Annotated in this window: 24 protein-coding genes and 1 riboswitch; of the genes, 8 read left to right on the top strand and 16 right to left on the bottom strand. The window is 68.6% G+C overall.

The genetic code is table 11. From position 1 onward, the window contains the following. Positions 1–43 precede the first annotated feature (43 nt). The 4 genes from EV649_RS01430 to EV649_RS01445 all read right to left on the bottom strand — a co-directional run bounded on the left by EV649_RS01430 (position 44) and on the right by EV649_RS01445 (position 4,641). Complete coding sequence (locus tag EV649_RS01430) at positions 44–610, bottom strand: hypothetical protein (RefSeq protein ID WP_130379682.1); 567 nt, start codon at positions 608–610, stop codon at positions 44–46. Positions 611–614: 4 nt separating this feature from the next. Then, entirely contained in the window at positions 615–3,227 is a 2,613-nt protein-coding gene (locus EV649_RS01435; protein WP_198682258.1) for a DNA translocase FtsK, read from the bottom strand. Positions 3,228–3,300: 73 nt separating this feature from the next. Beyond that, positions 3,301–4,095 carry a DUF4184 family protein gene (locus EV649_RS01440; RefSeq protein ID WP_130379684.1) on the bottom strand — a complete coding sequence of 265 codons (795 nt, stop codon included), beginning with the start codon at positions 4,093–4,095 and terminating at the stop codon, positions 3,301–3,303. A gap of 30 nt (positions 4,096–4,125) precedes the next feature. Next, entirely contained in the window at positions 4,126–4,641 is a 516-nt protein-coding gene (locus tag EV649_RS01445) for a DinB family protein (RefSeq protein ID WP_130379686.1), read from the bottom strand. Between the two features lie 96 nt (positions 4,642–4,737). Continuing rightward, positions 4,738–4,851: riboswitch (SAM riboswitch) on the top strand. A gap of 17 nt (positions 4,852–4,868) precedes the next feature. Here EV649_RS01445 and EV649_RS01450 point away from each other — a divergent pair. After that, positions 4,869–6,233, top strand: coding sequence for an aminotransferase class V-fold PLP-dependent enzyme (locus tag EV649_RS01450; protein WP_130379688.1), 1,365 nt, complete (start codon positions 4,869–4,871; stop codon positions 6,231–6,233). A gap of 10 nt (positions 6,234–6,243) precedes the next feature. On the opposite strand, the gene EV649_RS01455 is transcribed toward EV649_RS01450, so the two are convergent. Continuing rightward, positions 6,244–8,310: a prolyl oligopeptidase family serine peptidase gene (locus tag EV649_RS01455; protein WP_130379690.1), complete on the bottom strand. Its 2,067-nt coding sequence runs from the start codon at positions 8,308–8,310 to the stop codon at positions 6,244–6,246. Between the two features lie 37 nt (positions 8,311–8,347). Here EV649_RS01455 and EV649_RS41395 point away from each other — a divergent pair, with 37 nt between their 5' ends. The 3 genes from EV649_RS41395 to EV649_RS01470 are packed head-to-tail and all read left to right on the top strand — an operon-like array spanning position 8,348 to position 11,622. Beyond that, positions 8,348–10,183 (top strand): helix-turn-helix transcriptional regulator, encoded by a 1,836-nt coding sequence (locus EV649_RS41395; protein WP_157996144.1) that lies wholly within the window; start codon positions 8,348–8,350, stop codon positions 10,181–10,183. 48 nt (positions 10,184–10,231) lie between these two features. Next, positions 10,232–10,984, top strand: coding sequence for a disulfide bond formation protein DsbA (locus EV649_RS01465; RefSeq protein ID WP_241997649.1), 753 nt, complete (start codon positions 10,232–10,234; stop codon positions 10,982–10,984). Continuing rightward, entirely contained in the window at positions 10,981–11,622 is a 642-nt protein-coding gene (locus EV649_RS01470) for a maleylpyruvate isomerase family mycothiol-dependent enzyme (RefSeq protein WP_130379694.1), read from the top strand. Before EV649_RS01465 ends, EV649_RS01470 begins: the two co-directional genes overlap by 4 nt. A 72-nt stretch (positions 11,623–11,694) precedes the next feature. Here the strand turns inward: EV649_RS01470 and EV649_RS01475 are convergent, their stop codons facing one another. Continuing rightward, the gene (locus tag EV649_RS01475) at positions 11,695–13,221 is read right to left on the bottom strand and encodes an alkaline phosphatase D family protein (protein WP_130379696.1); all 1,527 of its coding nucleotides are present in this window, start codon (positions 13,219–13,221) and stop codon (positions 11,695–11,697) included. A 198-nt stretch (positions 13,222–13,419) separates the two neighbouring features. Between EV649_RS01475 and EV649_RS01480 the strand changes: the two genes are divergently transcribed. Together EV649_RS01480 and EV649_RS01485 are read left to right on the top strand one after the other, a co-directional pair. Next, positions 13,420–14,499 (top strand): acyl-CoA desaturase, encoded by a 1,080-nt coding sequence (locus EV649_RS01480; protein ID WP_130379698.1) that lies wholly within the window; start codon positions 13,420–13,422, stop codon positions 14,497–14,499. 75 nt (positions 14,500–14,574) lie between these two features. Then, positions 14,575–15,657, top strand: coding sequence for an acyl-CoA desaturase (locus EV649_RS01485; protein WP_241997650.1), 1,083 nt, complete (start codon positions 14,575–14,577; stop codon positions 15,655–15,657). Here EV649_RS01485 and EV649_RS01490 read toward each other — a convergent pair. From EV649_RS01490 to dapA, 3 genes are read right to left on the bottom strand one after another with little or no spacing between them, the layout of a single operon-like run. Then, positions 15,631–16,662, bottom strand: a complete 1,032-nt coding sequence (locus EV649_RS01490; protein ID WP_130379700.1) for a LacI family DNA-binding transcriptional regulator — start codon at positions 16,660–16,662, stop codon at positions 15,631–15,633. The genes EV649_RS01485 and EV649_RS01490 overlap by 27 nt on opposite strands. A gap of 45 nt (positions 16,663–16,707) precedes the next feature. After that, positions 16,708–18,402, bottom strand: a complete 1,695-nt coding sequence (locus EV649_RS01495) for a ribonuclease J (protein WP_130379702.1) — start codon at positions 18,400–18,402, stop codon at positions 16,708–16,710. Continuing rightward, entirely contained in the window at positions 18,399–19,313 is a 915-nt protein-coding gene (dapA, locus tag EV649_RS01500) for a 4-hydroxy-tetrahydrodipicolinate synthase (RefSeq protein WP_130379704.1), read from the bottom strand. The genes EV649_RS01495 and dapA overlap by 4 nt, the downstream gene beginning before the upstream one ends. Positions 19,314–19,531: 218 nt before the next feature. On the opposite strand from dapA, the gene EV649_RS01505 reads away from it, so the two are divergent. Beyond that, complete coding sequence (locus EV649_RS01505) at positions 19,532–20,053, top strand: hypothetical protein (protein WP_130379706.1); 522 nt, start codon at positions 19,532–19,534, stop codon at positions 20,051–20,053. Here the strand turns inward: EV649_RS01505 and EV649_RS01510 are convergent. Beyond that, the gene (locus EV649_RS01510; protein WP_241997651.1) at positions 20,044–20,847 is read right to left on the bottom strand and encodes a metal-dependent hydrolase; all 804 of its coding nucleotides are present in this window, start codon (positions 20,845–20,847) and stop codon (positions 20,044–20,046) included. The genes EV649_RS01505 and EV649_RS01510 overlap by 10 nt on opposite strands. Positions 20,848–21,026: 179 nt before the next feature. Between EV649_RS01510 and argG the strand changes: the two genes are divergently transcribed. Further along, positions 21,027–22,460: an argininosuccinate synthase gene (gene argG, locus EV649_RS01515; protein WP_130379710.1), complete on the top strand. Its 1,434-nt coding sequence runs from the start codon at positions 21,027–21,029 to the stop codon at positions 22,458–22,460. A 251-nt stretch (positions 22,461–22,711) separates the two neighbouring features. Here argG and EV649_RS41015 read toward each other — a convergent pair whose 3' ends face one another. The 6 genes from EV649_RS41015 to paaA are packed head-to-tail and all read right to left on the bottom strand — an operon-like array spanning position 22,712 to position 26,805. After that, positions 22,712–23,317 (bottom strand): hypothetical protein, encoded by a 606-nt coding sequence (locus EV649_RS41015; RefSeq protein ID WP_198682259.1) that lies wholly within the window; start codon positions 23,315–23,317, stop codon positions 22,712–22,714. A gap of 26 nt (positions 23,318–23,343) precedes the next feature. Then, entirely contained in the window at positions 23,344–24,429 is a 1,086-nt protein-coding gene (gene paaE / locus EV649_RS01525; RefSeq protein WP_130379714.1) for a 1,2-phenylacetyl-CoA epoxidase subunit PaaE, read from the bottom strand. Further along, positions 24,430–24,897, bottom strand: a complete 468-nt coding sequence (paaD, locus tag EV649_RS01530; protein WP_130379716.1) for a 1,2-phenylacetyl-CoA epoxidase subunit PaaD — start codon at positions 24,895–24,897, stop codon at positions 24,430–24,432. Continuing rightward, positions 24,891–25,625 (bottom strand): 1,2-phenylacetyl-CoA epoxidase subunit PaaC, encoded by a 735-nt coding sequence (gene paaC / locus EV649_RS01535; protein WP_130379718.1) that lies wholly within the window; start codon positions 25,623–25,625, stop codon positions 24,891–24,893. The genes paaD and paaC overlap by 7 nt, the downstream gene beginning before the upstream one ends. Then, positions 25,622–25,900: a 1,2-phenylacetyl-CoA epoxidase subunit PaaB gene (gene paaB, locus EV649_RS01540; protein WP_130379720.1), complete on the bottom strand. Its 279-nt coding sequence runs from the start codon at positions 25,898–25,900 to the stop codon at positions 25,622–25,624. Before paaB ends, paaC begins: the two co-directional genes overlap by 4 nt. Beyond that, complete coding sequence (gene paaA / locus EV649_RS01545) at positions 25,897–26,805, bottom strand: 1,2-phenylacetyl-CoA epoxidase subunit PaaA (RefSeq protein ID WP_130379722.1); 909 nt, start codon at positions 26,803–26,805, stop codon at positions 25,897–25,899. The genes paaB and paaA overlap by 4 nt, the downstream gene beginning before the upstream one ends. Between the last annotated feature and the right edge of the window lie 79 nt (positions 26,806–26,884).

A 26,884-nucleotide genomic window follows, 5' to 3' on the forward strand; every position in this document is an offset into this window, starting at 1 on the left:
GACATCAACTCAACGGCTTGGGCTCGTCGGGGTCACGGACGAGTCAGAGCTGTTCCCTGACCGGACATCTGGCATCGGCCAGCATGTGCAGTGCCTGCACCACTTCCCCGTTGGACGGCCGAGCCGTCAACCCGAACGGTATCGCGAGTGAGGATCCGGTCAGACGGCGGTTGGCATCGGTTGTCTTGCGGGTCGAACTCGGCATCGCACCGAGGACGGGCCCAGGATCCTGCAGGTGTACGGCGATCCGCCCGTCGTCGAGCGGATGCCGCCGCTGCAGCACCGTCACCTCTTCGATGTCCTCCCACCGTGTACCCACCCATTCGCTGCCGATGCGCAGCCGGATGCCGACGTCGTCGGCCACCAGCATGTCCCCCACTGTCAGCGCGCGGGCACACACCACCGCGAGTACGGCGAACGCGGCCGCCACGATCCAGCGCAGGATGCCGGCCGGACTCGTGGACGCCGACGCCGCGAAACCGATCGCCACCAGCGCCGCGCCGGCGGCGAGCCCGCCGTGCACCCGCTGCGAGGCGCGAACGGTGAACGGCACTGGCTCGGGGTCGACGTCGAATCGGTCCTGCCTGGGCAGTGCGCTCGCGGCGGTCACGGTCTCACTCTCCTCGGAGGGTGGTGATGAAATCCTCTAGGTCGTCGGGCTTGACCAGGACGTCCCGGGCCTTCGAACCCTCACTGGGACCGACGACGCCGCGGCTCTCCAGGATGTCCATCAGCCGGCCGGCCTTGGCGAAGCCGACGCGGAGCTTACGCTGCAGCATCGACGTCGAGCCGAACTGGGTGGAAACAATCAGCTCCGCTGCCTGCACCACCAGGTCGAGGTCGTCACCGATCTCGTCGTCGAGGTCCTTGCTCGGCCCCGGAGCCGCGGTGACGTCCTCGCGGTACGTCGGCTCCAGCTGGGTCTTGCAGTGTTCGACGACGCCGTGGATCTCGGACTCCGTCACCCACGCGCCCTGGATACGCATCGGCTTGCTCGCGCCCATCGGCAGGAACAGACCGTCACCCTGACCGACGAGCTTCTCCGCACCCGGCTGGTCGAGGATGACCCGGCTGTCGGCCAGCGACGAGGTCGCGAACGCCAGTCGCGACGGCACGTTCGCCTTGATCAGACCGGTGACGACGTCCACCGACGGCCGCTGCGTGGCGAGCACCAGGTGGATACCGGCGGCCCGGGCCAGCTGGGTGATGCGGACGATCGAGTCCTCGACGTCGCGCGGCGCGACCATCATCAGGTCGGCGAGCTCGTCGACGATCACCAGCAGATACGGGTACGGCGTCAGCACGCGCTCGGATCCCGGTAGCGGCTTCACCTTCCCGCTACGGACCGCCTTGTTGAAGTCGTCGACGTGCCGGAACCCGAACGCCGCGAGGTCGTCGTACCGCATGTCCATCTCGCGGACGACCCACTGCAGCGCCTCGGCCGCCTTCTTGGCGTTGGTGATGATTGGCGTGATCAGGTGCGGGATGCCCTCGTAGTGGTTCAGCTCGACCCGCTTCGGGTCGACCAGGATCATCCGCACCTCGTCCGGTGTGGCCCGCATCAGGACCGAGGTGATCAGCGAGTTGACGAACACCGACTTGCCCGAACCGGTTGCGCCCGCGACCAGCAGGTGCGGCATCTTCGCCATGTTCGCGACCACGAAGCCGCCCTCGACGTCCTTGCCGAGGCCGGCCACCATCGGGTGATGGTCGTTGCGCGCGGTCGCGGACCGGATCACATCGCCGAGGCTGACGATCTCCTTGTCGGTGTTCGGGATCTCGATGCCGATCGCGGACTTGCCCGGGATCGGCGACAGGATCCGGACGTCGGCCGACGCGACGGCGTACGCGATGTTCTTGGAGAGCGCGGTGACCTTCTCGACCTTCACCGCGGAGCCGAGCTCGACCTCGTACCGGGTGACTGTCGGGCCGCGGGTGTAGCCGGTGATCTGCGCGTCGATGCCGAACTGCTCGAACACCTCGGTCAGCCGGTCGACCACCGCGTCCGACGCCTTCGTCCGGGCCTTGTGCACCGAACCCGGCTTGAGCATCTGGCCGTCGGGCAGCGTGTACGTGATGTCGCCGGACAGGCTGAGCTGCTCGACACGCTGCGGCAGCGGCGTGTGCGGCGGCGGCTCGGGCGCCGGTGCCGGCGGCTTGCTCGGAGCCGGCGCCTCGAAGGCGGGCTCAGCTGCGGCTGGCGAGGGTGCATCGTCGACGTCGTAGGGCTCCTCGACCACCGGCTGCGCCTTGGCCTTGCGGCCGCGCTTCGGGGTCTCCTCGAGCACCGGTGAGTCGTACGGCTTGATCGTCGGCTCGCCGTCCTCCTCGAGCTCGGCCTTGGCACGCCGCTGCTTGCGGGTCAGCCGGACCGTGTCGTCGGTCGGTGCCGCGATCACGGACGGAGCGTCCTCAGGCAGCTCGGTCCGTCCCATCAGTACGTCGAACGCCGCCCGGAACCGCAGCGGGATCGCGTAGACCGGCGTACCGGTGATCACCAGCGCGCCGAAGATCGACAGCAGCACGAGCAGCGGCGCTGCGACGTACTGCGTGAGCAGGTCGGAGAGGAACGACGAGACGAAGTACCCGATCGCGCCGCCGGCGTCACGCAGCGGTCCGTCGGCCGGGTTGCTCGGCCGCGGCAGACCGTTGGCGATGTGGATCAGGCCCAGTACGCCGAGGCTCACCGCGGTCCATCCGATGACCTGACGGCCGGCCGGGCCGTTGCGGTCGGGGTGACGCAGTGTGCGGATCGCGATGACCACCAGCATCAGCGGCAGGGCCCAGCCGAGCATGCCAATGCTGCCGCCGACCACGGTCCGTACGCCGTCGCCGACCGAGCCTGGGAGGTCCCACCAGATCGCTGCAGCCACGACGACCGACAGGCCGATCAGGAACAGGCCGGCGCCGTCACGGCGATGCTCCGGCTCCAGGTCGCGGGCGCTGTGACCGATCCCCCGCACCATGCTGCCGAGCAGGTGCGCGATGCCGATCCAGACCTTCACCACCCCGCGACAGAGCGCGAGCATGGCGGCCGCGAACGGGCCCGGTCCGCTGTTTTTGGGCGTGCTGGTCCGCGCGGCGGTGGATCCACCGCGCTTCGCGCTTTGCCCACGCTTCTGGGCGCCTGACGGACGGGAGCGTCCACCGGCAGCCGAACGGGCCGTGCTCGGCCGTTTAGCTGCCGACTTCTGCGCCCGCGCCGGGGGAGACGTGCGGGTCGCCATATTGATCAGGCTACCCCGACTACCCCTTGAGTCCCACGTGTCACACGCCGATCACACCGCCCCATACGTAGCGTCACGAAACGTGGGTTCGCCGTCGCAGCCGCTCCAGGTGCCACAGCACGACGTACGCACCGACAGCGATCAGACCGCCGGACACGAGGCCGGTGAGCACCGTTCGTACCCCGGTTTCGCCGCCGAACCCGCCGTCGACCCTGCCGAGCTCCACAACCACTCCCCCGACCGCCAGACCGATGGCCCCGACGTAGACGAGGTACCGCATCCACGTCGGCATGCGCTCATCAACAGGCTGCGGTGCTGTACGGCGGTACCAGCGATAGAGCCACGCCGCGAGAACGAGGCAGCCGCCCAGTGTGCTGACGTACTGGAGGATGCGGTTGACGTCCCACGCTCCCGTCACCTGAGCCCGGAAGAACCCGGGGAACTGGCGGACGAAGTAGCCGTCGCCGTGGGTGAACGAGTCCCAGACGACGTGAGTGACTGCTCCCACGACGGCTGAGACGACCGTCCAGAGCACGACGGCGGCGCTGGGGATGCGGAACGGCCGGCGTGGAATCTCCAGTCGGCCGGAGAGCACAGGTGGGGCGAGAGCGATCAGGGGCCGCTTGAGACCCAGATTGAAGACAGCGAGCAGCACCAGTGCCAGCAGCGGGTCCAGCCACAAAGCAGAGGTGAACTCGTGTGTGAGAGTCAGTGTGAAGTTGCCGTTGATCTGCCGTGTGGCGATCCGGTAGATCGGGTCGACGTACAGCAGGTCAGGCGCCACCGCACCGGCCACCAGGGCTGACGCCACGAAGGGCCGGCGGAACAGCGGGAGCACGGCCGCAGGGTGGGCGAGGGTGAACGGCACGGCGGCAGCCTAGGGGCGCGGTAGGTCGTGTTACGCGCCTGTGGTGCCGTCGAGTTGCTCCCGCAAGAGGTCGGCGTGGCCACAGTGGCGGCCGTATTCGCCGATCAGGTGGATGTAGATCATCCGCAGCGTCGACTCGGTGCCCTTGAACGTGAAGCGGTCGTCCAGCGAGCGACCGGCGGCTGCGTCGTCAGAGAGCTTCCACTCGGCGATCAGACCGTCGTACGCCGTCTGCGCGTCAGCAGGGTCGATCAACTCGAAGTCCGCGTCCTTGCCGAGCTCCGGCGCGAACAGCGGCTCGGCGGGCTCGTCGGCGAAGTGGATGCGGAACCAGATCCGCTCGACCTTGGTGAGATGCCTGATCAGGCCCAGCAGCGACAGGTTGGACGGCGGCGACGGCCGTTCGGCCAACTGCTCGGCGGTCAGACCCGCGCACTTGAAGAGCAGCGTGGTGCGGTAGAACTGCAGGTAGCCGTGCAGCAGTTCCGCTTCGGGTGCGGTCAGCGAGCCGTCCGGTCGCTCGACGGCAGGTGCTCTCCAGGTCATCGAATTCCTTGTCTCGTCCCACGATGTGTGCAGCCATCTCATCACATGAGATAGCCACTGGCGGTGCCTGTATCCCGTTCGTTACCGTTCTCGGCAGGTCATGAGTGTCAGCGACAAGCCCCGGCTAGCTGGCCGGCAACCCTCCTCCGCGGCGGGGTGCCCCGGGTGAAGACCAGGCCGTGCGGATACCCCGTTCGGCAAGTGCGGACTTCCCTGGGAGCAGCATCATGTCGATCCTGTCCATTCTCGAGCCGGCCAGTACGACGACTCCGCGGCCGGCGATCGCCCGGCTCGCGACCGGCAGCATCCCCGCCACGGTCGGCTCGGACCTCCTGGTCCCGCTCGCCGACGGCCGGGTCACCGACTACGCGAACTTCGACCACGGTGCGAGCGCGCCGTGTCTGGAGTCCGTCCGGGCCAGTGTCGAGGCCGCGCTGCCGTCGTACGCGTCGGTGCACCGCGGCAACGGGTACGCCTCGCGGATCACCACGCAGTGGTACGAGCGGGCGCGCGCCGAGGTGCACGCCTTCGTCGGGGCCCGTGCGGACGACCAGGTGATCTTCACCCGCCAGACCACCGACGCGCTGAACCTGCTGGCCCGCGCAGTGCCGGCGGACGCGACCGTGATCGTGTTCGAGTCCGAGCACCACGCGGCGCTCCTGCCCTGGCCGACCGAGCGGACCGTTCGCCTGGCCGCGCCGTCGAGCCCGGCCGAGGCCGTGACCCGGGTCGCCGACGCGCTCCGTCAGGCGCCTGAGGGCCCGCGGCTCGTGGTGATCACCGGCGCGTCCAACGTCACCGGCGAGATCTTCCCGATTGCCGACATCGCCAAGGTGGCCAAGGCGCACGGTGCGCGCGTCTGCCTGGACGCCGCGCAGCTCGCCCCGCATCGCCCGGTCGACATCGCCACCCTGGACGTCGACTGGGTCGCCCTGTCCGGTCACAAGCTCTACGCGCCGTACGGCGCGGGTGCGCTGATCGGCCGCTCCGACTGGCTTGACGCCGCCGACCCGTACCTGCACGGCGGCGGCGCGACCCACGCCGTCACCAGCGACACCGTGGTGTGGACGACCGGCCCGGCCCGCCACGAGGGCGGCTCCCCGAACGTCATCGGTGCCATCGCCTTGGCGAGCGCCTGTGCCGCGATCAGCAAGCACCGGGACGCGATCGAGCAGCACGAGCGCAGCCTGCTGGCGCGCCTGCGCACCGGGCTCGCTCAGATCGACAACGTCACCACGTACTCGATCTTCGGCGAGGACGCGGATCGTGTCGGCACCGTGTGTTTCACGGTCGCCGGTCTGACCTCGACGCTGGTGTCCGCGGCGCTGAGCGCGGAGTACGGCATCGGTGTCCGGGACGGCAAGTTCTGCGCGCACCCGCTGGTCGGCCACCTCCTCGCCGGCTCCCCCGAGCACGGTACGGCGGTCCGCGCCAGCCTCGGCCTCGGGACGACCCGTGAGCACGTGGACCGGCTCGTCGACGCCGTACGCACGCTGGCCACGAGCGGCCCGCGCACGGAGTACACGGAGAGCGCGCACGGCTGTCAGCCGGCCGACGATCCCCGCGACCTCCAAGCGCCCCGCATCTGGTGAAGCAGCCCTCCTACTGCTCAGGAGGTACGAGACCTACATGGTGAGCAGCGAACGCCAGTAGGTCCGCCCACTCCGCCGCGATCATCGCGGCGGGCTTTCCGAAGCCATGGCCGGTGTTGACCTCGACCCGAGTCAAGACAGGCCGCGGATCGGACTGGGCATGCTGCAGCGCCGCGATGAACTTGTGGCTGTGCAACGGAACCACGCGGTCGTCATGGTCGCCTGTGGTCACGAGAGTTGCCGGGTACGCCGTACCGTCGCTGACGCGATGCAGTGGCGAGTAGGCCAACAGGTCCTCGAACTGCTCGGGATCGTCCGGCAGACCGAAGTCGGACGCCCACGCCGCTCCCACGGTGAACAGGTGGAACCGCAGCATGTCCAGGACGCCCACGCCGGGCAGTGCGACGGCGAACAGGTCCGGCCTCTGCGTCATGACCGCGCCGACAAGCAGTCCGCCGTTACTGCGACCGTGGATGGCCAGCTGCTCCGGAGTGGTCACGCCGGTGTCCCGCAGGTGTTCAGCGACCGCGATGAAGTCGTCGAACACGTTCTGCTTGTTCTTGAGCCGGCCCGCGTCATGCCACTCGGCCCCGTACTCACCGCCACCACGCAGGTTCGTGATGACCAGTACGCCGCCTGCGGCAAGCCACGCCGGCCAGCCGGGGCGGTAGTCGGCCTCGACCGGGATGCGGAACCCGCCGTACCCCCACATGAGCGTCGGACGCGGTGCCTCGAAGTCCAGGTCGGACCGGGTGATCAGGAAGTACGGCACGTCGCGGCCAGGAGCGATGCGGCGCGTCACGGTGACCTGTGGCGGTGTGAATCCAACTGAGCCACCCGTGCCACGGACAAGCTCCGGCAGTGCGCGTACGTCGCCTGACCCGGTCGAAACGGCGTACGACAGCGTGGGATCGGTTGTCGTCGACAGGCCGATGAACAGCTCGTCGTACTCCGCTCCGGCGTTGAGGCCGACCACTCCCCCGCCAGGTACGTCGACGACACGCCGGCCGGACCCGTCCAACGCGTAGAGCGTCAGCACCGGCTGCGCGTCGACGAGCGTCAGCGTGGCGAGGCCGTCCGCCGTACCGCGGACAGCCTGCAGTGTCGACTCCCCCTCCGGGATCAGGTCGGTGAACTCACCGGCCAGCGTGGAGAGCACCACGCGGCCCCGGGACGCGTCCCGGTCGGTCCGCAGTACCAGCAGGTCGCCGGACATCCGTACGAACGCGATCTCGTCCACGAACTCGTCGACGACCTTCACCGGCTCGCCCAGCCCGTCCGAGCTGATCGGGTACACCCACAGGCGCGTGGCCGGGTCAGTGCCTTCAAAGATGTGGACGATCAGGTACCGGTCGTCGTCGGCCACCTCCGGCGTGATGAAGTACTGGTCCTTGCCCGGGAAGCTCAGCACCAGCTCGTCCTCGGACTGCGGTGTGCCGACCCGGTGCAGCATCAGCCGCCCACCGGACAGCGACGCCGTCTCGGTCCCCTCGCTGCGCCCGCTTGCCGGGTAGTGCAGGTACAGGTACGCCGAGCTGTCCGGAAGCCATGTCGCCTCGCTGAACTTGGCTTCCGACACCACATCGTCGACCGGCGTGCCAGTGGCGATGTCGAGCAGCCGGTACGTTGTCCAGTCGCTGCCGCTCTCGTTGATGCCGTACGCGAAATACTTCCCGTCAGGGCTGACGGTGAACGACCCCAGCGAGTCGGTGCCGTCCTCGGAGAGGGTGTTCGGGTCGATCAGCACGCGGCCGCGCGACAGCAGCTCGTCGAGCGAATCGGCAACGTAGATCACGTCCTGTGCCTGCGTGCCGTCGTTGCGGCCGACGAAGTACCAGCCCGCCTTCTTGACCGGTACGCCGGCGCGTGGGCGCGCGAGGATCGCGGACATCGTGGTCTGGAACCAGCCACGCTCGGAGTAGCCGGCCAGCTCGGCCTGCGTGTACTCGTTCTGCCGGCTGACCCAGTCTTGGGTGTCGGCCGAGTCAGGGTCTTCCAGCCAGCGGTACGGGTCGGCGATCTGGTGCCCGTGCAACGTCTCGACCACATCGTCGCGGCGGCTCTCCGGATAGGTCATGCTGACAAACCTAACCTGTGACGGTCACACTGCGAGCGTGATAACTGACCTGCTGCTGGGCGCCGCTGCGGTGGCTGGTGAGCGGGTGCGTCTCGAGGTACTCCAGCAGGTCGTCGGCCTACCACCGAAGGACTTCCTGGACGCCCTGGACGCACTGGTCCGTGCTGGCGCCTTGGTCGTCACAGCCGGCGAGGCCTGGTTCGCCGACGAGTCCGTACGCCGGGATGCCGAGGCACGGCTGCCCCTGACCGACCGCGCCGACCTGCACCGCCGTACGGCTGAAGCTGTCGACGCACCGGCCGAGGTCCAGCGGCACTGGTCCGCAGCCGCAGCGGTGACAGCAGATCCACAAGAACGAGCACGGCTGCAACTGAACCTCGCAAAGGCAGCTGTCCGCGCCGGTGACCTCCCGGCAGCACACGCGGCCGTCGGAGCCGCGGTCGCGACTGCACGTACGTCGCAGGACCTCGACCTGCTCGCAGACGCAGCAGTGACGTTGGAGCCGATCGGCCAGTCCGCGTGGGACGGCGACATCCACCAGTGGTGCACCGAAGCGCTCGCCGCGCCCAGGCAGTCAGCACAGCGCAAGGTCCGTCTACGAGCCCGACAGGCACAGGCGGCGATCTACCTCGGCCGCTGGTCGGAGGCCTCGACTGCGAGCAGCGAAGCCCTCACCCAAGCAGAGACCATCCACGATGACGACCTGCTCGTCGAGGCGCTCACTGCACGCCAACTCGCCACCAGCGGACCGGACGACGTCGACGAACTGACCATCGCAGCACGCCGCATGATCGAGCTCGGTACGTCGACCGGCCGCGCCGAGATCGAGCTACGCGGGCGCCTGTGGCAGGTGGACGCGCTGTGGTACGCCGGCGACCTGGCCGCGATCGCAGCCGAGACAGGCCGACTCGCGAGCTGCGCAGGTCGTGTCAGCGGTCCGCACGGCCGCTGGCACGTGCTGCTGACGAGGGCCTCGCTCGCACTGGCCAGGGCTGAGTTCGAGGACGCCGAGGCCCTGCACGACGACGCACTTGCGGGCTTCCGGCAGATCGACCACCCCGCGGCACATGGTGCTGAGGTCGCGTTCCAGCTGCTGCTCGGCCATCACCGCGGTCACACCGAGAACCTGTTGAGCCCTGCGGCCTGGCAGTTCGGGACGGACGTCCGCTGGGACCTGTCCGCCCGCCTGGCTCGCGCGTTCGTTCTCGTGGACGCAGGTCGGTTCGACGAAGCAGCTGCGGCGTACGAACGCTGCGGCCGCCCGGAGTCCTGGCAACCGATGCGGGCCGCCGAGCTGTTGATGGACGCCATCGCAGCGCGAGTCGCGGCCGCACTCGGCCGCACTGACGACGTACGGCTCTTTCGTGCCCGGCTGGAACCCCGCCGTGGCCGGTACGTCGTCGGCGGTGCCGGCGCGACCAACTTCCTCGGTCCGGTCGAGCTGGTGCTCGGTGCGTGCGCTGCCGCGCTCGGCGACTGGGATGCGGCCGCCGTAGACCTCCAGAAGGCCGGTGCGCTCTGCAGGTCGATCGGTGCGCCTGGCTTCGCGGTCGAGGCAGCCTGTCTGCTGGCCGACGTGTACGAGAGGTCCGGTGATCCAGCGCAGGCCCGCGCACTGGCCGCCGAGACACTGCCGCTGGCGAAGACCCTCGGCATGACCCCTTGGGTGGAACGACTCAACCATCCCACCGGCCCGTTGAGTCAGCGCGAGCGAGAAGTCGCCGACCTGGTCGCCAAAGGCCTCAGCAACCGCGAGATCGCCGCTGCACTGGTCATCTCCGAACGAACCGCCCAGAACCACGTCCAGCACATCCTGACCAAGCTCGGCTTCGCGAACCGTGCCCAGGTCGCAGCCTGGGTGAGTAAGGGATGAGCAATTCGGACGATGCGCCACGCCTCCCCGCGGCGGACGCTGAGCAACATGACGCGACACGACCAGACTGGTGCCGACCTCGACCTGTGGGACCAGGTCACCAGGACCTACTTCACTGAGCGCCTGGGCACCGTCCCCACCGAATACGCCCGCCAACGCCAGAGCACAGCACCAGGCGTGGACCTGTACGTCGACCCCGTCTGCCCCTACACGTGGGTGGTGGCCTGCTGGCTACGGGAGGTCGCCCAGCACCGCGACCTGGACCTCCGCTACCACGTGATGAGCCTGCTCATGCTCAACGAAGGCCGCAACGACACCTACAGCCGACAACTAGACGCGTCGACAGGCCCGTCCCGAGTAGCGACCGCAGTCGTCACGCACCACGGCAGTGAAGCGTTCCGGACCTGGCACGGTGCTTTCGGCAACCTGATCTTCGACCACTGGCGCTACCCGACGCCGACGGAGTATCGCGACGCCTCGGCAGCAGCCCTGAGAGAGGCGGGACTGCCCGCGACGCTCGCGGACGCCGCCGACACCACGGAGTACGACGAGGCACTGCGCCGCAGCCACGAGGAAGGAACACGCCCGGTGGGGATCGACGGCGGTACGCCGGTTGTGCACATCGACGGGACCGCCTTCTTCGGACCGGTCCTGAACGCGGTCCCCCGTGGCGACGACGCGCTCCGCCTGTTCGACGGCGTACGGCTGCTCGCAGGGTGTCCTGACTTCTACGAGCTGAAGCGCACGCGCTCCACACCGCCCGATGTGAGCTACCGTCCGATGGAGGGGAAGGCACCATGAACGATGACGAACTCTGGGCCGCGATCGATGCTCAGCGCCTGCGCACCGCCGACCTGCTAGCAACGCTAGCGCCGGCCGATTGGTCGCACCGCTCGCTGTGCGACGGCTGGACCGTACGCGACGTCGCCGGTCACCTCACCCTCCAGCAGATGACCATCGGCGACGTACTCCGCCTCGCGCTGAAGCATCCGGGTGCCCACAGCCTCAACTGGATGATCCGAACCTCCGCCCGCGACCAGGCGGCGCTGCCGACCGAACAGCTCATCGAAGAGATCCGCGGCATGGTCGGTTCCCGGCGGCACAACCTCGGCGTCACTCCGCGCGAGACGCTGATCGACATCGTCGTTCACGGGCAGGATCTGGCGATCCCGATCGGCCGGACGCTCGCGGTTCCGCCGGAGGTAGCCGCGACGGCGGCCGCGCGCGTCTGGGAGTGCCGGGGCACGCGGCTGTCCAAGGTCTTCAAACCAGTGCCGTACGACGGTCTGAGATTGGTCGCCGACGACATCGACTGGACTGTCGGCGACGGGCCGGAGCTCCGCGGTCCTGTGCTGTCGTTGCTCCTGCTGCTCACCGGACGTCGCGTCGTCCTGCCGCAGCTCGACGGTCCCGGCGCAGAGGCCCTACAGCGTGTGTGACGTCGTACTCACCGGCGCTCCGGCGGGCGGCATCCCGCACAGGCGCCGGAGCCCGGTGAGCACGACTGGCCCTCAAGGACGGGCCGGGGTGATGTCCTTGCTCCAGAGCACCGCGCCGAACAGGTTCCGCAGCGAGACCGTGAACACGCCGGTCCGCGGGTCGATCCGGGTGTGCCCGAAGAACTGGTTGCCGGACGCCGGTGACTGGCTCGGGAAGTCGGCCGCCTTCGACCACACGACCTCGGGCCCGAATGTGCTGTCCAGCGCGTTCGGCCCGAAGGTGCCGGCGTTGATCGGCCCGGCCACGATCTCCCAGAACGGGTCGAAGTCGGTGAACGCCGCCCGCGACGGGTCGTAGTGGTGCGCCGCGGCGTAGTGCACGTCGGCGGTCAGCCAGATCGCGTTGCGGACCTTGCGTTTCTTGAACTGGCTGAGCACCCAGGCGATCTCGTGCTCACGACCGCCGGGCGCCCCCGGTAGACCGTTCGCGACCGCCTCGATCAGGTTGCCGTCCGGGACCAGCACGCCGAGCGGCATGTCGCTGGCGATCACCTTCCAGGTCGCCCGCGACGCCGCGACCTCGCGCACCAGCCAGGCGGCCTGCTCGGCACCGAGCATCGCCACCGGCCCGACCGTCGACGGCACCGGGTTCGCGCCGCGGAACGTGCGCATGTCCAGGCAGAACACGTCGAGCTGCGGGCCGTAGCTCACCTTGCGGTAGATCCGGTCCCGCCCGCCGACATGCTCCATCGGCAGGTACTCGAGGAACGCCTTCTTCGCCCGCGCCGCAAGGACGTCGACCCGCTTCTCGGTGTACCGGTCGTCGGTGATGACCTCGCCCGGGTACCAGTTGTTCAGCGTCTCGTGGTCGTCCCACTGCGCGACCAGCGGTACGTCGGCGTACAGCGAGCGCACGTTCTCGTCGAGCAGGTTGTACTTGTACCGGCCGCGGTACTCGGCCAGTGTCTCGGCGACCTTCGCGACCTCCTCGGTCACCACGTTCTTCCACACGGTGCCGTCGGCAACTTTCAGCTCGGCCTGGATCGGGCCGTCGGCGTAGATGTTGTCGCCGGAGTGCAGGAAGAAGTCCGGCCGGGTGTCGTGCATCGCCTTGTAGGCGATCATCCCGCCGAGCTCGGGGTTGATGCCGTACCCCTGGCCCGCGGTGTCGCCGGTGAACACGAACGAGACCGGCCGGTTGCGCCCCGGCGTGGTGAACGAACCGTCCAGCGTCTCGCCGATCCGGCCATCGGAGTCCTCGAAGCCGAGCCGGTAGTCGTACCGCTGCCCCGGACGGAGGCCCCGCAGCGGAAGCCGCGCGGTGAAATCGTCCGCGGCGTCCGTCTTCGGGCCGCGCAGACAGATGGCCTTGTCGAAACGGCCGTGGCTGGTCAGCTGGACGACCAGCCGACCGGGCCGGTCGGCGCGCGACCAGACGACGGCCGAGTTCGGCGTCACGTCGGCGCTCGCGATACCGGACGGCAGCGCAGCACGGTCACGACGGACAAGGTTCGGCCCCGCAGCGGCGATACCGGGTACGGCGAGGGACGCACCGGCGACGGTGGATGCGGCCAGGAGTTGGCGGCGACTCAGTTTCATGACCCGAAGGTGCTCCTCGCTGATGACGGTCAGGTGAAAGCCGGGCGAACTGAGCCTCAAATCACCTCCAGACCCCGGACACCGCCTTGCATGTGGCTACCTGGCGTGGTTCCGTTGAAGACCTCAGCACCTTCTTGTGACGCTGCCCCGGACCTGGTAGCGCATCCGCCGATGCACTACCTGGAACGGGGCGCTCCCATGTCGCAGCTTCTCGCCGAAGACCATGACCCCTTGCGGGCTCAGAACAAGTACACGCACCTCTACACCGACCTGCTCCGGACCGTCCGCGAACTCGGACTCCTCCGGCGGCGACGCGGGTACTACTTCACCCGGATCGGCTTGGTACTGGCTGCCTTCGCCGGCGTCTGGGTCGGTGTCGGCCTGCTCGGCAACTCCTGGTTCCAGCTCCTGATGGCAGGTGCACTCGCGCTGGTGCTCACGCAGGTTGCCTTCCTCAGCCACGACAGCGCGCATCGCCAGGTCTTCGACTCGGCCGCCTGGAACGACTGGACCGCCCGCCTGCTGGCCGGTGGTCTCGTCGGGATGAGCGCTGCGTGGTGGAAATCGAAGCACAGCCGCCACCACGGCGCGCCGAACCAGTTGGGCAAGGACCCGGATATCGCCATCGGAGTCGTCGCGTTCACCCCTGAGCACGTCGGCAGACGCAAGGGCTTCCAGGCATGGCTGACCCGCCGCCAGGGCTGGCTCTTCTTCCCCTTGCTGACCCTGGAAGGCCTGAGCCTCTACGTCTCGAGCATCCAGCACCTGTTCCGGCGGGGAGCGAGCACAGTCGAGCGCATCGAGGCCGCGATCGTGGTCACCCGGCTCGGTGGATATCTGACCGTGCTGTTCCTGCTGCTGCCGATCGGCAAGGCCGGAGCGTTCCTCGGGCTGCAACTCGCCGTCTTCGGCGTCTGCCTCGGCGGTTCGTTCGCGCCGAACCACAAAGGCATGCCGCTCGTCCCGAAGACGATGAAGCTCGACTTCCTGCGCCGCCAGGTGCTGATGTCGCGCAACATCCGCGGCGGTCTGTTCACGGACTTCGCGATGGGCGGGCTGAACTACCAGATCGAGCACCACCTGTTCCCGAGCATGCCGCGGCCGACGCTCCGCAAGGTCCAGCCGATCGTCCGCGAGTACTGCGAGCTGCACGGAGTGAAGTACACCGAGGTCAGCCTGTTCACGTCGTACAAGACCGTCGTCGGGTACCTGAACAACGTCGGTCTGCGCGCCCGGGACCCGTTCGACTGCCCGCTGGCCTCGCAGTACGGGCGATAGCACTTTGCCAACCCGACCTCGTCGTGTCACGTGTCCGCACGCCCGACGTTGCGTGAGGTCACTAGGCTGACCGGGGTGAGTGCCCAGCAGCAGTACGTCAGCCTCTACACCGATCTCCTGCAGACCGTCCGCGACCTCGGTCTGCTCAGGCGGCGGCAGGGCTACTACGTCACCAGGATGAGCATCGTCCTCGGTGCCCTGCTCGCGGTCGTCGCGTGCATGATCCTGCTCGGCAACTCGTGGCACCAGCTCTGGCTCGCCGGAGCCCTGGCGCTCGTGCTGGTGCAGGTGGCGTTTCTCAGCCACGACAGCGCCCATCGGCAGATCTTCCACTCGAACGCCCGCAACGACTGGACGGCGCGGATTCTCGCCGGCTGCGTCCTCGGGATGAGCGTCAGCTGGTGGCGCAGCAAGCACAACAAGCATCACGCCGCCCCCAACCAGGCGGACCGCGATCCCGACGTACAGCTCAAGGTGCTCGCCTTCACGCCCGACGCCGTCGTCGAACGCGGGCCGGTGGGCCGCTGGTTCGCCGCGCGTCAGGGCTGGCTGTTCTTCCCGCTACTCACGCTCGAGGGCATCGGCCTGCACGCCTCCAGCCTGACGCATCTCCTCCGCCGCGGCGCGACCCGCGCGGACCGCATCGACGCAGCGGTCGTCGCCTCGCGGATCTCGCTGTACGTCGCCGCGCTCTACTTCCTGCTGCCGCCCGGGAAGGCCACTGCGTTCCTCGGGCTGCAGCTCGCCGTGTTCGGGGTCTTCCTCGGCGCCGCGTTCGCCCCGAACCACAAGGGCATGCCGATCGTGCCGGCCGGGATGAAGCTCGACTTCCTCCGCCGCCAGGTGCTCACGTCGCGCAACATCCGCGGCGGCATCCTCACCGACTTCGCGATGGGCGGGCTGAACTACCAGATCGAGCATCATCTGTTCCCGAGCATGCCGCGGCCGACGCTGCGGCGGGTGCGGCCGATCGTCCGCGAGTACTGCGAGCTGAACGGCATCGCGTACGCCGAGGTCGGCCTGTTCACGTCGTACCGGGTCGTCGTCGACTACCTGAACAACGTAGGCCTCCGCGCCCGCGACCCCTTCGACTGCCCCCTGGCCGCCGAACTGCGGTCAACGAGCGGGCCGTCAACGGGGAGGCGGGATCTCGCCTGAGCCGCGGATCGTCAGTTTCACGGGGACGCGGACCGTGCGGCCGGGGCGGTGTGGCTCCGGGAGGCGTTCGGTCATCAGCTGGATCGCCGTACGAGCCATCACGTCGGCGGACTGCGCGACCGCGGTCAGGCCGGGGCTGAGCAGGTCGCCGAGCGCCAGGTCGTCGAAGGACACCAGCGCTACCCGGTCCCGCCGGCCCGCGAGACCCCGCAGTACCTCGGCGGTAGTCATGTTGTTCGCCGACAGCAACGCCGTGGCCGGCTCGGAGCGGTCGAGGACGGCCGACAGCGTGATGCCGATGCCTTCGGTGGTCGGCTCGGACAGATGCACCAGATCCTCGTCGACGTTGATGCCGTGCCGGGCCATCGCCGCCCGGTAGGCCACCACCCGCTCGCGGGCAGTGAAGATCCGCTCGTCGTCACCGAGGTACGCGATCCGGCGGTGGCCCTGCCGGACCAGGTGGTCGATCGCCTGGTCGATGCCGCCGGCGTTGTCCGCGAGGACGGCGTCCGCCTCGATCCCGTGCGCGGGACGGTCGATCGTGACGACCGCCATCCCGGCGTCGACGTGCGGCGCGAGGTACTCCTGGGTCTCCCCGATCGGCGCCATGATCAGCGCGTCCGGCCGCCGGGCGACGAACTCCAGGCAGACGTCCCGCTCCCGCTCCGGGTCCTCGTCGGTCAGGCCGATCATCACGACCGAACCGGACGAGCGGGCCCAGAGCTCGACCGCGCGGCCCAGGGACGCGAAGAACGGGTCGCCGATGTCGCGAATGACCACCGCGATCGTCCCGGTCTTGCCGCGGCGCAGCATCCGGGCGGACTCGTTCGGGGTGTAGTTGAGCTCCTTGATCGCGGCCTGGACCTTGGCGGTCAGCTCCGGGCTGACGTTCGGTTCCTCGTTCACCACCCGGGACACGGTCTTCAACGCGACCCCGGCCCGGGCGGCGACCTCCTTCATCGTGGGCCGGCGCTGGCCCGTCCCGTTCACCCCGCTGACACTCATCGCCGGCCCACCCTTTCGTCGTCGCGCAGAGGTTACACCGGGTGACTAGCTCTCCACCACGACCGGGATGATCATCGGGCGGCGGCGGTGGGTGTCGCTGACCCATTTGCCGACCACCCGGCGGATCACCTGCTGCAGCTGGTACATGTCGTCCAGCCCGCTGCCGATCGCCTTCTCGATCTCCGCCTCGATCTTCGGCTTCAGGTCGTCGAACACCGTGTCGTCCTCGGCGAACCCGCGGGCCTGGATCTCCGGGCCGGCGGTCAGCTTGCCGGTCACCGAGTCCATCACCGCGATCACCGAGATGAAGCCCTCGTCACCGAGGATCCGGCGGTCCTTCAGCGAGGTCTCGGTGATGTCCCCGACGGTCGAGCCGTCGACGAACACGTACCCGCAGTCCACCTTGCCGGCCACCACGGCCTTGCGGTCGATCAGGTCGACCACCACGCCGTCCTCGACCACGACCACGTTCTCCCGCGGTACGCCGGTCTGCACCGCCAGGTCGGCGTTCGCATGCAGGTGCCGGACCTCGCCGTGCACCGGCATCACGTTGCGCGGCTTCACGATGTTGTAGCAGTACAGCAACTCGCCCGCGCTCGCGTGACCGGACACGTGCACCAGCGCGTTGCCCTTGTGGATCACGTTCGCACCGTGCCGGATCAGGCCGTTGATCACCCGGTACACCGAGTTCTCGTTGCCCGGGATCAGCGAGGACGCCAGGACGACGGTGTCACCCGGCTGCAGGTGTACGACGTTGTGGTCGTTGGCGGCGATCCGGGACAGCGCCGACATCGGCTCGCCCTGCGAACCGGTCGACACCAGCACCACCTGCTCCGGCGGGTAGTTGTCCAGGTCGCGCATGTCGATCAGCGTGTCGCCGGGCACGTTCAGGAAGCCGAGGTCCCGGGCCACGGCCATGTTGCGGACCATCGAGCGGCCGACGTACGCGACCTTGCGGTGATGCTTCACCGCGGCGTCCATGACCTGCTGGACGCGGTGCACGTGCGAGGCGAAGCAGGCGACGATGATGCGCTGGTTCTTCGCCCGGGTGAACACCCCGTCGAGCACCGGCGCGATGGCGCGCTCGTGGGTGGTGAAGCCGGGCACCTCGGAGTTGGTGGAGTCGACCATGAACAGGTCGACGCCCTCCTCGCCGAGGCGCGCGAACGCGCGCAGGTCGGTGATCCGGTTGTCCAGCGGCAGCTGGTCCATCTTGAAGTCACCGGTGTGCAGCACCACGCCGGCCGGCGTCTTGATCGCGACCGCGAGCGCGTCCGGGATCGAGTGGTTGACCGCGACGAACTCGCAGACGAACGGCCCGATCTGGAGCTTCTCGCCCTCGACCACGGTCTGCTGCGGCACGTTGCGGTGCCGGTGCTCCTTCAGCTTGCCCTCGAGCAGCGCGAGCGTGAGCTGCGACCCCACGACCGGGATGTCGCCCCGCTCACGCAGCAGGTAGGGCAACCCGCCGATGTGGTCCTCGTGGCCGTGCGTCAGGACGACCGCGACGACGTCGTCGAGACGGTCCCGGATCGGCTCGAAGTCCGGCAGGATCAGGTCCACGCCGGGCTGGTTCTCGTCCGGGAAGAGTACGCCGCAGTCCACGATCAGCAGCTTGCCGTCGTACTCGAACACCGTCATGTTCCGGCCGACCTCGCCGAGGCCGCCGAGCGGGATGACCCGCAAAGCGCCCGGAGCGAGAGGTCCGGGCGCGGAGAGATCTGGATGGGGATGGCTCATGCAATCAGTCCTGCCGTCTTGAGGTCGGTGGTGAGCCAGTCCACTTGCTCGGCCGTCGCCTCAACCAACGGCGACCGAAGCGTCGCGTGCTCGATGACTCCGGCCAGCTTGAGCGCGGCCTTCACCATGATGGCGCCCTGGGTCCTGGTCATGATCGTCTCGACGGCGGGCACCAGCCGTCGATCGATCTTCTGTGCGGTGGCGAGGTCGCCGGCCACCACGGCGTCGATCAGCTGCCGGTACTCCCGGCTCGCGACATGGGCTACCACGCTCGCGATGCCGACCGCACCGATCGCCAAGGAGGCGAGGTTCAGCTCGTCGGCACCGCAGTAGTAGAACAGATCGGTGTTCGCCAGCACCTTGGTGGTCCCGGCGATGTCGCCCTTGGCGTCCTTCACCGCGACGATCCGCGGGTGCTCGGCGAGCGTGATCAAGGTCTCGGACCTGATCTCCACGCCGGCCCGGCCGGGGATGTCGTAGAGCATGTTCGGCAGGCCGGTGGCGTCGGCGACCGCGGTGAAGTGCGCGCGCAGCCCGTCCTGCGGGGGCTTGTTGTAGTACGGCGTGACGACGAGCAGCCCGTCCGCGCCGGCAGCCTCGGCCTGCTTGGCGCACTCGATGGTGTGCGCGGTGTCGTTGGTCCCGACGCCGGCGACGACCTTGGCGCGGTCACCGACGGCCTCGCGGACCGCCTGGATGATCTGGACCTTCTCCTGGTCCGACGTGGTCGGCGCCTCGCCGGTGGTCCCGTTCAGCACCAGGGCGTCGTTACCGCCGTCGACGAGGTACGTCGCGACCTTCTGGGCGGCGTCCAGATCGAGGGAGCCGTCAGGCCGGAACGGTGTGATCATCGCGGTCGTCAACCGGCCGAACGGCGGTGTTGACGAGGGCGTGGATGCTGGCGAGGACATGTGCCTCAGATTACCGCTCCCGAACCCTGAAGAAATGGGTAGGCCTGGTGGCTGTCCGCTCGGGGGTCCGGGCAGCCACCAGGCTCACTCGTCCTATCGGGGCCCGCCCGGTAGGCGTTACAGCTTCCGGCAAAAAAGTCGGGAAAAACTTCTGTAAATACTCTCCGTAAGCAAATGGCCGCATTGCGTGGAGATTCCAATGCTTTAGTCTCATCGGCGTGTCGACACCATCTGGCAACTCTGCCACCCCTGCCATGCCGGCCGCCCGCCAGAGCCTGACCACGGTCTGCGCCGCGATGGCCGGGGTGATTCCCCTGATGACTCTCGTCCTGTGGTTCGTCCTCGCCACCGACGGGATCGGCGAGTTCCCGGAGAGCTGGCCGCTGCTGGTGGTGCTCGCCGCCGCGGTCGGCGCTTACTCCATCTGCGAGCTGACCGGCTTCCGCACTCCCCCACTCGAGTACTCGAGCCGCCCGGCCGCCGAGGTCCAGGCGGACTCGTGGCGTCGCTTCACCGCGTCGACGTTCACCCGGTTCGCGGTCTGCGAGGCCGTGTTCCTGATCTCCGTCGCACTCGCGTTCGTCGCCGCCAGCTTCTGGGTCGTCCTGCTCGGGGCGGTCATCGCTCTCCCGCTGTTCTTCTGGGAGGCGTGGCCGGGCGAGCGCAACCAGCGCCGCTTCGCCGCGGCGCTCGAGTCCGGCGGCGTTCCGTCGTACCTGACCGGACGGCCTCAGGACTGACCCGCGAGCCAGATCGAGGTCGCGTCGAACAGCTGCTGCAGCGCCTGGAGCGCGCCGGGGAGAAGTAGTACGCCGCCTATGGTCAGCACCGGGACGATCACCACGTGCTCGAACCACTTGCCGGTGCTGAACCGCAGTGGTTTGGGGAGGCGCAGCTCGTACCAGGTCTCACCCCGGATGGGGAGCGGCCAGAGCCACGGGCAGCCGGAACGGGTCAGGCTGTCCCCTAGGCAGTGAACGAACATGCCGACGGCTACAGCGGCGCCGATCCAGCCGCCGATCTGGCTAAGTCCGGCCTGCAGCGCATCGGCGGCCGCTGTTCCAGGGAGCGCGTCGCCAGTGCCGATGATCGACCAGCCGGCTGCTGCGAGGACGGCGAGGACGATCCAGTCGCCGAGCGCGTCGGCGGCCAGAACGAGACCAGTCACGGCTACAGCCAGTACTGCCCATTTACCGCGGTCGCCGAAGCTTGCGGCGAGCACGCCGAGCAGGATCGCGGCGACCAGCGTATGGGTCGCGTGCCGGTGTTTGCCGGTGCTCTCCTCGTCGCGCGGCCCCTTCGTCACGCTGTAGAGGACGCCGGAGAACGCCCGTACCGCCGCCGACACCAGCCGGGTCACCGGCCCGAGCAGGCGCGATGCGCTCGCCCCCGGATGATCCAGGTCCGGCACCAGCGCGTACCCGGCGGTGGCCGCCGCGAACGGCACCACTTCCGCCACCGAGGTCAGCCCGACCAGCGGCGCCACCGCCAGCCCGGCACACCACCCCGACAAAGCATGCGACCGCCCCATCATCCCGCGCCTCACTCCCTCCAGCCGACCCACATCCTCCCCCACCAACCCCACCAGCCCCCCACACCACACCGGCCGTCTTTGAGCCCGCACCAACCAAATTCCGCGGCGGATTTTGGTTGGTGGGGACCCAAAGACGGTGGCGCTTTGCATAATCATGCAGGAGGGTGCATACTTTTCCTGTGTCCAAGGTGCTTACTTCTTTGCCGGTCGGTGAGCGGGTCGGGATTGCCTTCTCGGGTGGTCTCGACACGTCGGTTGCGGTTGCGTGGATGCGGGACAAGGGTGCGATCCCGTGTACGTACACCGCTGATCTCGGGCAGTACGACGAGCCCGACATCGGGTCGGTCCCCGGCCGTGCGACGGCGTACGGGGCCGAGATCACCCGACTCGTGGACTGCCGCGCGGCGCTCGTCGAGGAAGGGCTCGCGGCGCTTGCCTGCGGCGCGTTCCACATCCGGTCCGGCGGGCGGACGTACTTCAACACCACCCCGATCGGCCGGGCGGTGACCGGCACGATGCTGGTCAAGGCGATGCTCGACGACGACGTCCAGATCTGGGGCGACGGCTCGACCTTCAAGGGCAACGACATCGAGCGGTTCTACCGCTACGGCCTGCTCGCGAACCCGCAGCTGCGGATCTACAAGCCGTGGCTGGACGCGCAGTTCGTGCACGAGCTCGGCGGCCGGAAGGAAATGTCCGAGTGGCTGGTCGCGCACGCCCTGCCGTACCGGGACAGCACCGAGAAGGCGTACTCCACGGACGCGAACATCTGGGGCGCCACCCACGAGGCGAAGACGCTCGAGCACCTCGACACCGGGGTGGAGACGGTCGACCCGATCATGGGCGTCGCGCACTGGGACCCAGCGGTCGAGATCGCCGCCGAGGACGTCACGATCGGCTTCGTGCAGGGCCGGCCGGTGACGATCAACGGCAAGGAGTTCGGTACGGCGGTCGACCTCGTCCTGGAGGCCAACGCGATCGGCGGCCGGCACGGGCTCGGCATGTCGGACCAGATCGAGAACCGGGTCATCGAGGCGAAGAGCCGGGGCATCTACGAGGCACCCGGGATGGCGCTGCTGCACGCGGCGTACGAGCGGCTGGTGAACGCGATCCACAACGAGGACACGCTGGCCAGCTACTTCACCGAGGGCCGCAAGCTCGGGCGGCTGATGTACGAAGGCCGTTGGCTCGACCCCCAGGCACTGATGGTCAGGGAAGCGCTGCAGCGGTGGGTCGGTACGGCGGTGACCGGCGAGGTCACGCTCCGGCTCCGGCGCGGCGAGGACTACTCGATCATCGACACCACCGGCCCCGCGCTCAGCTACCACCCGGACAAGCTCTCGATGGAGCGGATCGAGGACTCGGCGTTCGGCCCGGTCGACCGGATCGGCCAGCTGACCATGCGGAACCTGGACATCGCGGACTCGCGCGCGAAGCTGGAGCAGTACGCCGGCCTCGGCATGTTCGGCTCGTCCAACCCCGCACTCGCGTCGTCCACCGAGCTGATCGGCGAGCTCCCCACGGGCGGCGCCGAGGCGATCGCCTCCCGCGGCGAGGCGACGGAGGAAGACGAGCTGCTGGACCGCGCCGCAATGGAGTCCGGCACCGACTGAGGTCCGCCGCCCCGCCCACCCGCATTTGGCTGGCCCACCAGGGATATTGGGGGTTCCTGACCCTTAACCAGGGTGAGGAACCCCCGACCTGATGGGTCGGCCAGGCAAATTGGTGGGTCTGCCAGGCAAATGGGGGCGCGGGGTCAGGCGTGATGGCCGGCGTGATGGCCGGCGTGATGGCCGGCGTGATGGCCGGCGTGATGGCCGGCGTGATGGCCGGCGTGATGGCCGGCGTGATGGCTGTTTGGCCGTCAGCCGCGCACGTGCGGTTGGTGGCGGTTGTCCTTGGCGCGGTCGGGCGGCTTCGGGGCGACGGCGTCGACTGTGCCGGACGTGCTCCGAGGTCCGGCGGCGGGTGGCGTCACTCCGGCGCCGGCCTGGCGCTGGATTTCGGCCGCCTGCAGGTCGCGTGCGCGGTTGACGGCGCCGCCCAGGACCATGCCGACCTGGCCACCGGCCTCGTGTGCGACCTTCTCGTACTCTCCCCGGAGCAGGCGGTCCGCGCCCTTGCCCGCCAGCTCGCCCAACCGCCCGTCGGCGGCCTGCACAGTCAGCCTCGCGTCGATCGTCCTGGCGGTGACCAGCGCAGCCTGCTGAGCGGCCGCGGACCGCTCCTCGGCCGGCAACGCGTCGAAGTGACGGCTCGCGTCCATGGTCGCCTCGACGGCCGTCTGCAGCCGATGTCCAGGTGCCGCGGCGGACATCAACTCCGCGACCTCGGCCGTCGGTTGGTCGCGCGGCGCGTACTCGCGGGCGATCGCGTCGAGAAACGCCGGCCGCATTGTGTTCTCGACCTTGGCGATGAACTCACGTTCCTCGGTCGTGATCGGCTCTGGCGCACGAATCAGATCGGTCATGCGCCGGAGTGAACCAGGTCGCAGGGTCAGGCGTCGAAGTCGAGTGTCACCGCAGGTGTGGAGGGGTGGGACTGGCAGGTGAGGACGTAGCCGGCGCGGATCTCGTCGGGTTCCAGCGCCCAGTTCGTGTCCATCCGGACGGTGCCTTCGAGGACCTTGGCCCGGCAGGTGCCGCAGACACCGCCCTTGCAGGCGAACGGTGCGTCGGACCGTACGGCGAGCGTCGCGTCCAGGACCGCCTTCGAGTGCTCCCCAAGCGGGAACGTCGACCGGCGGCCGTCGAGGATCACGGTCACCTGGGCCGCGTCCTCGTCGACAGCGGTCTCCTCGACCGGCGCCTTCGGAGCCTCGTCGCCGACATGGAAGAGCTCGGCGTGGACGTGTTCGCGCGCGACACCCTCGGACAGCAGGAGGTCCTGGGCGCCGACGACCATCGCGTACGGGCCGCAGAGAAACCACTCGTCGACGGAGTCCAGCGGGAGGATCGTCGCGAACATCCGCTGCAGCCGGTCCGCGTCGATGCGGCCGCTGAAGAGCTCCACCTCGGTCGTCTCGCGCGACAACACGTGCACGAGGTGCAGGCGCTCGGCGTACCGGTCCTTCAGGTCGGCCAGCTCGTCGGCGAACATCACCGAACCCGCGGTCCGGTTGCCGTACAGCAAGGTCACGCGGCTGGACGGTTCGATCGAGAGGACCGTCGCGATCAGCGACAGAACGGGCGTGATTCCGCTGCCCGCGGCAACGAACGCGTAGTGCTTCTCGTTGGCGGCGTCGAACGTCGTACCGAATCGGCCGAGCGGGGTCATCACCTCGAGTTCGTCGCCGACCTTCAGGACCTTGGCGGCGTACGACGAGAAGTCGCCGCCGGGGAGGCGCTTCACGCCGATCCGCAACACACCTGATCCCGCGGGCGAGCAGATCGAGTAGCTGCGGCGTACCTCTTCTCCGGTACGGCGGATCGTGAGGTGCTGGCCCGCGGTGAACTCGTAGTCGTCCGCGAGCTCCGGCGGTACGGCGAAGGTGATCGCGACCGCGTCGTCGGTGACGGGCTCGATCGCGGCGACCTTCAGCGAGTGGAACGTTGCGCGCCGGCGAGGGGCGATGGTCGTCATCTAGATCGCCTTGAAGTGATCGAAGGGTTCGCGGCACGAGTTGCAGCGCCAGAGCGATTTGCAGGAGGTCGAGCCGAAGCGGCTGAGCTCGGACGTGTCAGGTGAGCCGCACAGCGGACAGCGAATGCTCAACTGCAGCAGGACCGGACCAGTGCTTGATGGTGGAGCGATGCCGTATTCGGTCAGCTTGGTTTTGCCTGCTTCGGTCATCCAGTCGGTCGTCCAGGCCGGGGACAGAACGGTCTCGACTCTGCCGTCCACGTTCAGCGAGCGGAGCGTCAGCTCGACCTCGTGGCGGATCAAGTCCATGGCGGGACAACCGGAGTACGTCGGGGTGATCGTGACGACGACGTCGTCGCCCTCGTGCCGCACACCACGCAGTACGCCGAGGTCCGCGATCGTCAGCACCGGTACCTCGGGATCCGCGACCTCGCCGACGGCTTCGAAGATTGCCGCGTCGGTCACCATGTCGCCCCCGGATGCGAACGCGCCACGTGCTGCAGCTCGGCCAGCAGAAAGCCCATGTGCTCGGTATGACGACCCGAACGACCGCCGGAGTGCTGGTAGGACGACGAAGGCCGCTCGCAGGTGGACTGGTCAATGACGGCCAGGACCCGGTTGGTCCATTCGTCCTGCAGCGTTGACGGATCGACAGCGACAGACAGCCGCCGTACGAGGTCGTCCGACGCGAACATCTCAGCGGTGTAAGGCCACAGCGCCTCCAACGCAGCCTGCATCCGCCGATGACTCTCCTCGGTCCCGTCGCCCAGCCGCAGCACCCACTGCGTCGCATGGTCGACGTGGTACGCGACCTCCTTGACCGCCTTCCCCGCCACGCCGGCCAGCGTCTCGTCGGCACCCGACCGCAGCTCGTCGTACAGCAGATGCTGGTACGTCGCGAAGTACAGCAACCGTGCCATCGCGAACGCGAAGTCGCCGTTCGGCAGCTCGCACAACTGGAGGTTCAGGAACTCGCGCTCGTCCCGGAAGTACGCGAGCTCGTCCTCGGTGCGGCCGTCCAGCGAGCCGGCGTACTGCAGCAGCGAACGCGCCTGCCCCAGCTGGTCGAGCGCGATGTTGCCGAGCGCAACGTCCTCCTCGAGCTGCGGCGCGGCCGCGATCCACTCGCCGGTGCGCTGCGCCGCGATCAGCGCGTCGTCACCGAGCCGGAGTGTGTACTCAAGCAGGTCGTTCACAGGTGCTCGACGCCTTCCGGGACCTCGTAGAACGTCGGGTGCCGGTACACCTTGTCGCCGGCCGGGTCGAAGAACTCGTCCTTCTCGTCCGGCGAGGACGCGGTGATGTCCGACGCCCGCACCACCCAGATCGACACGCCTTCCTGGCGGCGCGTGTAGACGTCCCGAGCGTTCCGCAACGCCATCGTCGCGTCAGGCGCATGCAAGCTGCCCACATGCGTGTGCGACAGCCCCCGGCGCGAGCGGACGAACACCTCCCACAGTGGCTCGATCATGCGGCCCGCACCGCCTTCTTGGCCGCATAGGCAGCTGCGGCTTCACGGACCCAGGCGCCGTCCTCATGCGCCTGCACGCGACGGGACAACCGCTGCTGGTTGCACGGACCGTTGCCCTTCACCACGTCGTACAGCTCGGTGTAGTCGGGCTCGGTGAACCGGTAGTGACCGTCCTCGTACACCAGTCCGTCGTCAGGGACGCGCAGCCCGAGTACGTCGGCCTGCGGCACGGTCATGTCCACGAACCGCTGCCGCAGCTCGTCGTTGCTGTGCCGCTTGATCCCCCACGCCATCGACTGCTCCGAGTGCGTCGACGCCGCGTCCGGCGGGCCGAACATCATCAGCGACGGCCACCACCAGCGGTTCAAGGCGTCCTGCGCCATCGCCTTCTGCGCCTCGGTGCCGTTCGACAACGTGTAAAGGATCTCGAACCCCTGCCGCTGGTGGAACGACTCCTCCTTGCAGACCCGGACCATCGCTCGCGCGTACGGCCCGTAGGAGCAGCGGCAGAGCGGGACCTGGTTGACGATCGCGGCGCCGTCGACCAGCCAGCCGATCGCGCCGATGTCCGCCCAGGTCAGCGTCGGGTAGTTGAAGATGCTGGAGTACTTCTGCCTCCCGCTGTGCAGCAGGTCGAGCAGGTCCGCGCGGTCCACGCCGAGCGTCTCCGCGGCGGCGTACAGGTAGAGACCGTGGCCGGCCTCGTCCTGCACCTTCGCCATCAGGATCGCCTTGCGGCGCAGCGACGGCGCGCGACTGATCCAGTTGCTCTCCGGCTGCATGCCGATGATCTCGGAGTGCGCGTGCTGCGCGATCTGCCGGATCAGGGTCTTGCGATACCCGTCCGGCATCGCGTCCCGCGGCTCGATCCGGCCGTCGGCGTCGATGGTCGCCTGGAAGTCCATACCGACAGCATATGTGACACTTTTTCTCAGAATCAACAACAGGTGTCACAAAGGTGGTGCTGGACCCACCCAGGGAGTG

The sequence above is a fragment of the Kribbella sp. VKM Ac-2569 genome, assembly GCF_004216905.1.
GTDB lineage: Bacteria > Actinomycetota > Actinomycetes > Propionibacteriales > Kribbellaceae > Kribbella.

Coding starts and splice junctions, on each gene's coding strand:
- EV649_RS01435 (WP_198682258.1), bottom strand. CDS start 3,227: ATGGCGACCCGCACGTCTCCCCCGGCGCGGGCGCAGAAGTCGGCAGCT.
- EV649_RS01445 (WP_130379686.1), bottom strand. CDS start 4,641: ATGACCTGGAGAGCACCTGCCGTCGAGCGACCGGACGGCTCGCTGACC.
- EV649_RS01450 (WP_130379688.1), top strand. CDS start 4,869: ATGTCGATCCTGTCCATTCTCGAGCCGGCCAGTACGACGACTCCGCGG.
- EV649_RS01455 (WP_130379690.1), bottom strand. CDS start 8,310: ATGACCTATCCGGAGAGCCGCCGCGACGATGTGGTCGAGACGTTGCAC.
- EV649_RS01465 (WP_241997649.1), top strand. CDS start 10,232: ATGACGCGACACGACCAGACTGGTGCCGACCTCGACCTGTGGGACCAG.
- EV649_RS01470 (WP_130379694.1), top strand. CDS start 10,981: ATGAACGATGACGAACTCTGGGCCGCGATCGATGCTCAGCGCCTGCGC.
- EV649_RS01475 (WP_130379696.1), bottom strand. CDS start 13,221: ATGAAACTGAGTCGCCGCCAACTCCTGGCCGCATCCACCGTCGCCGGT.
- EV649_RS01480 (WP_130379698.1), top strand. CDS start 13,420: ATGTCGCAGCTTCTCGCCGAAGACCATGACCCCTTGCGGGCTCAGAAC.
- EV649_RS01490 (WP_130379700.1), bottom strand. CDS start 16,662: ATGAGTGTCAGCGGGGTGAACGGGACGGGCCAGCGCCGGCCCACGATG.
- EV649_RS01495 (WP_130379702.1), bottom strand. CDS start 18,402: ATGAGCCATCCCCATCCAGATCTCTCCGCGCCCGGACCTCTCGCTCCG.
- dapA (WP_130379704.1), bottom strand. CDS start 19,313: ATGTCCTCGCCAGCATCCACGCCCTCGTCAACACCGCCGTTCGGCCGG.
- EV649_RS01510 (WP_241997651.1), bottom strand. CDS start 20,847: ATGATGGGGCGGTCGCATGCTTTGTCGGGGTGGTGTGCCGGGCTGGCG.
- EV649_RS41015 (WP_198682259.1), bottom strand. CDS start 23,317: ATGACCGATCTGATTCGTGCGCCAGAGCCGATCACGACCGAGGAACGT.
- paaE (WP_130379714.1), bottom strand. CDS start 24,429: ATGACGACCATCGCCCCTCGCCGGCGCGCAACGTTCCACTCGCTGAAG.
- paaD (WP_130379716.1), bottom strand. CDS start 24,897: ATGGTGACCGACGCGGCAATCTTCGAAGCCGTCGGCGAGGTCGCGGAT.
- paaB (WP_130379720.1), bottom strand. CDS start 25,900: ATGATCGAGCCACTGTGGGAGGTGTTCGTCCGCTCGCGCCGGGGGCTG.
- paaA (WP_130379722.1), bottom strand. CDS start 26,805: ATGGACTTCCAGGCGACCATCGACGCCGACGGCCGGATCGAGCCGCGG.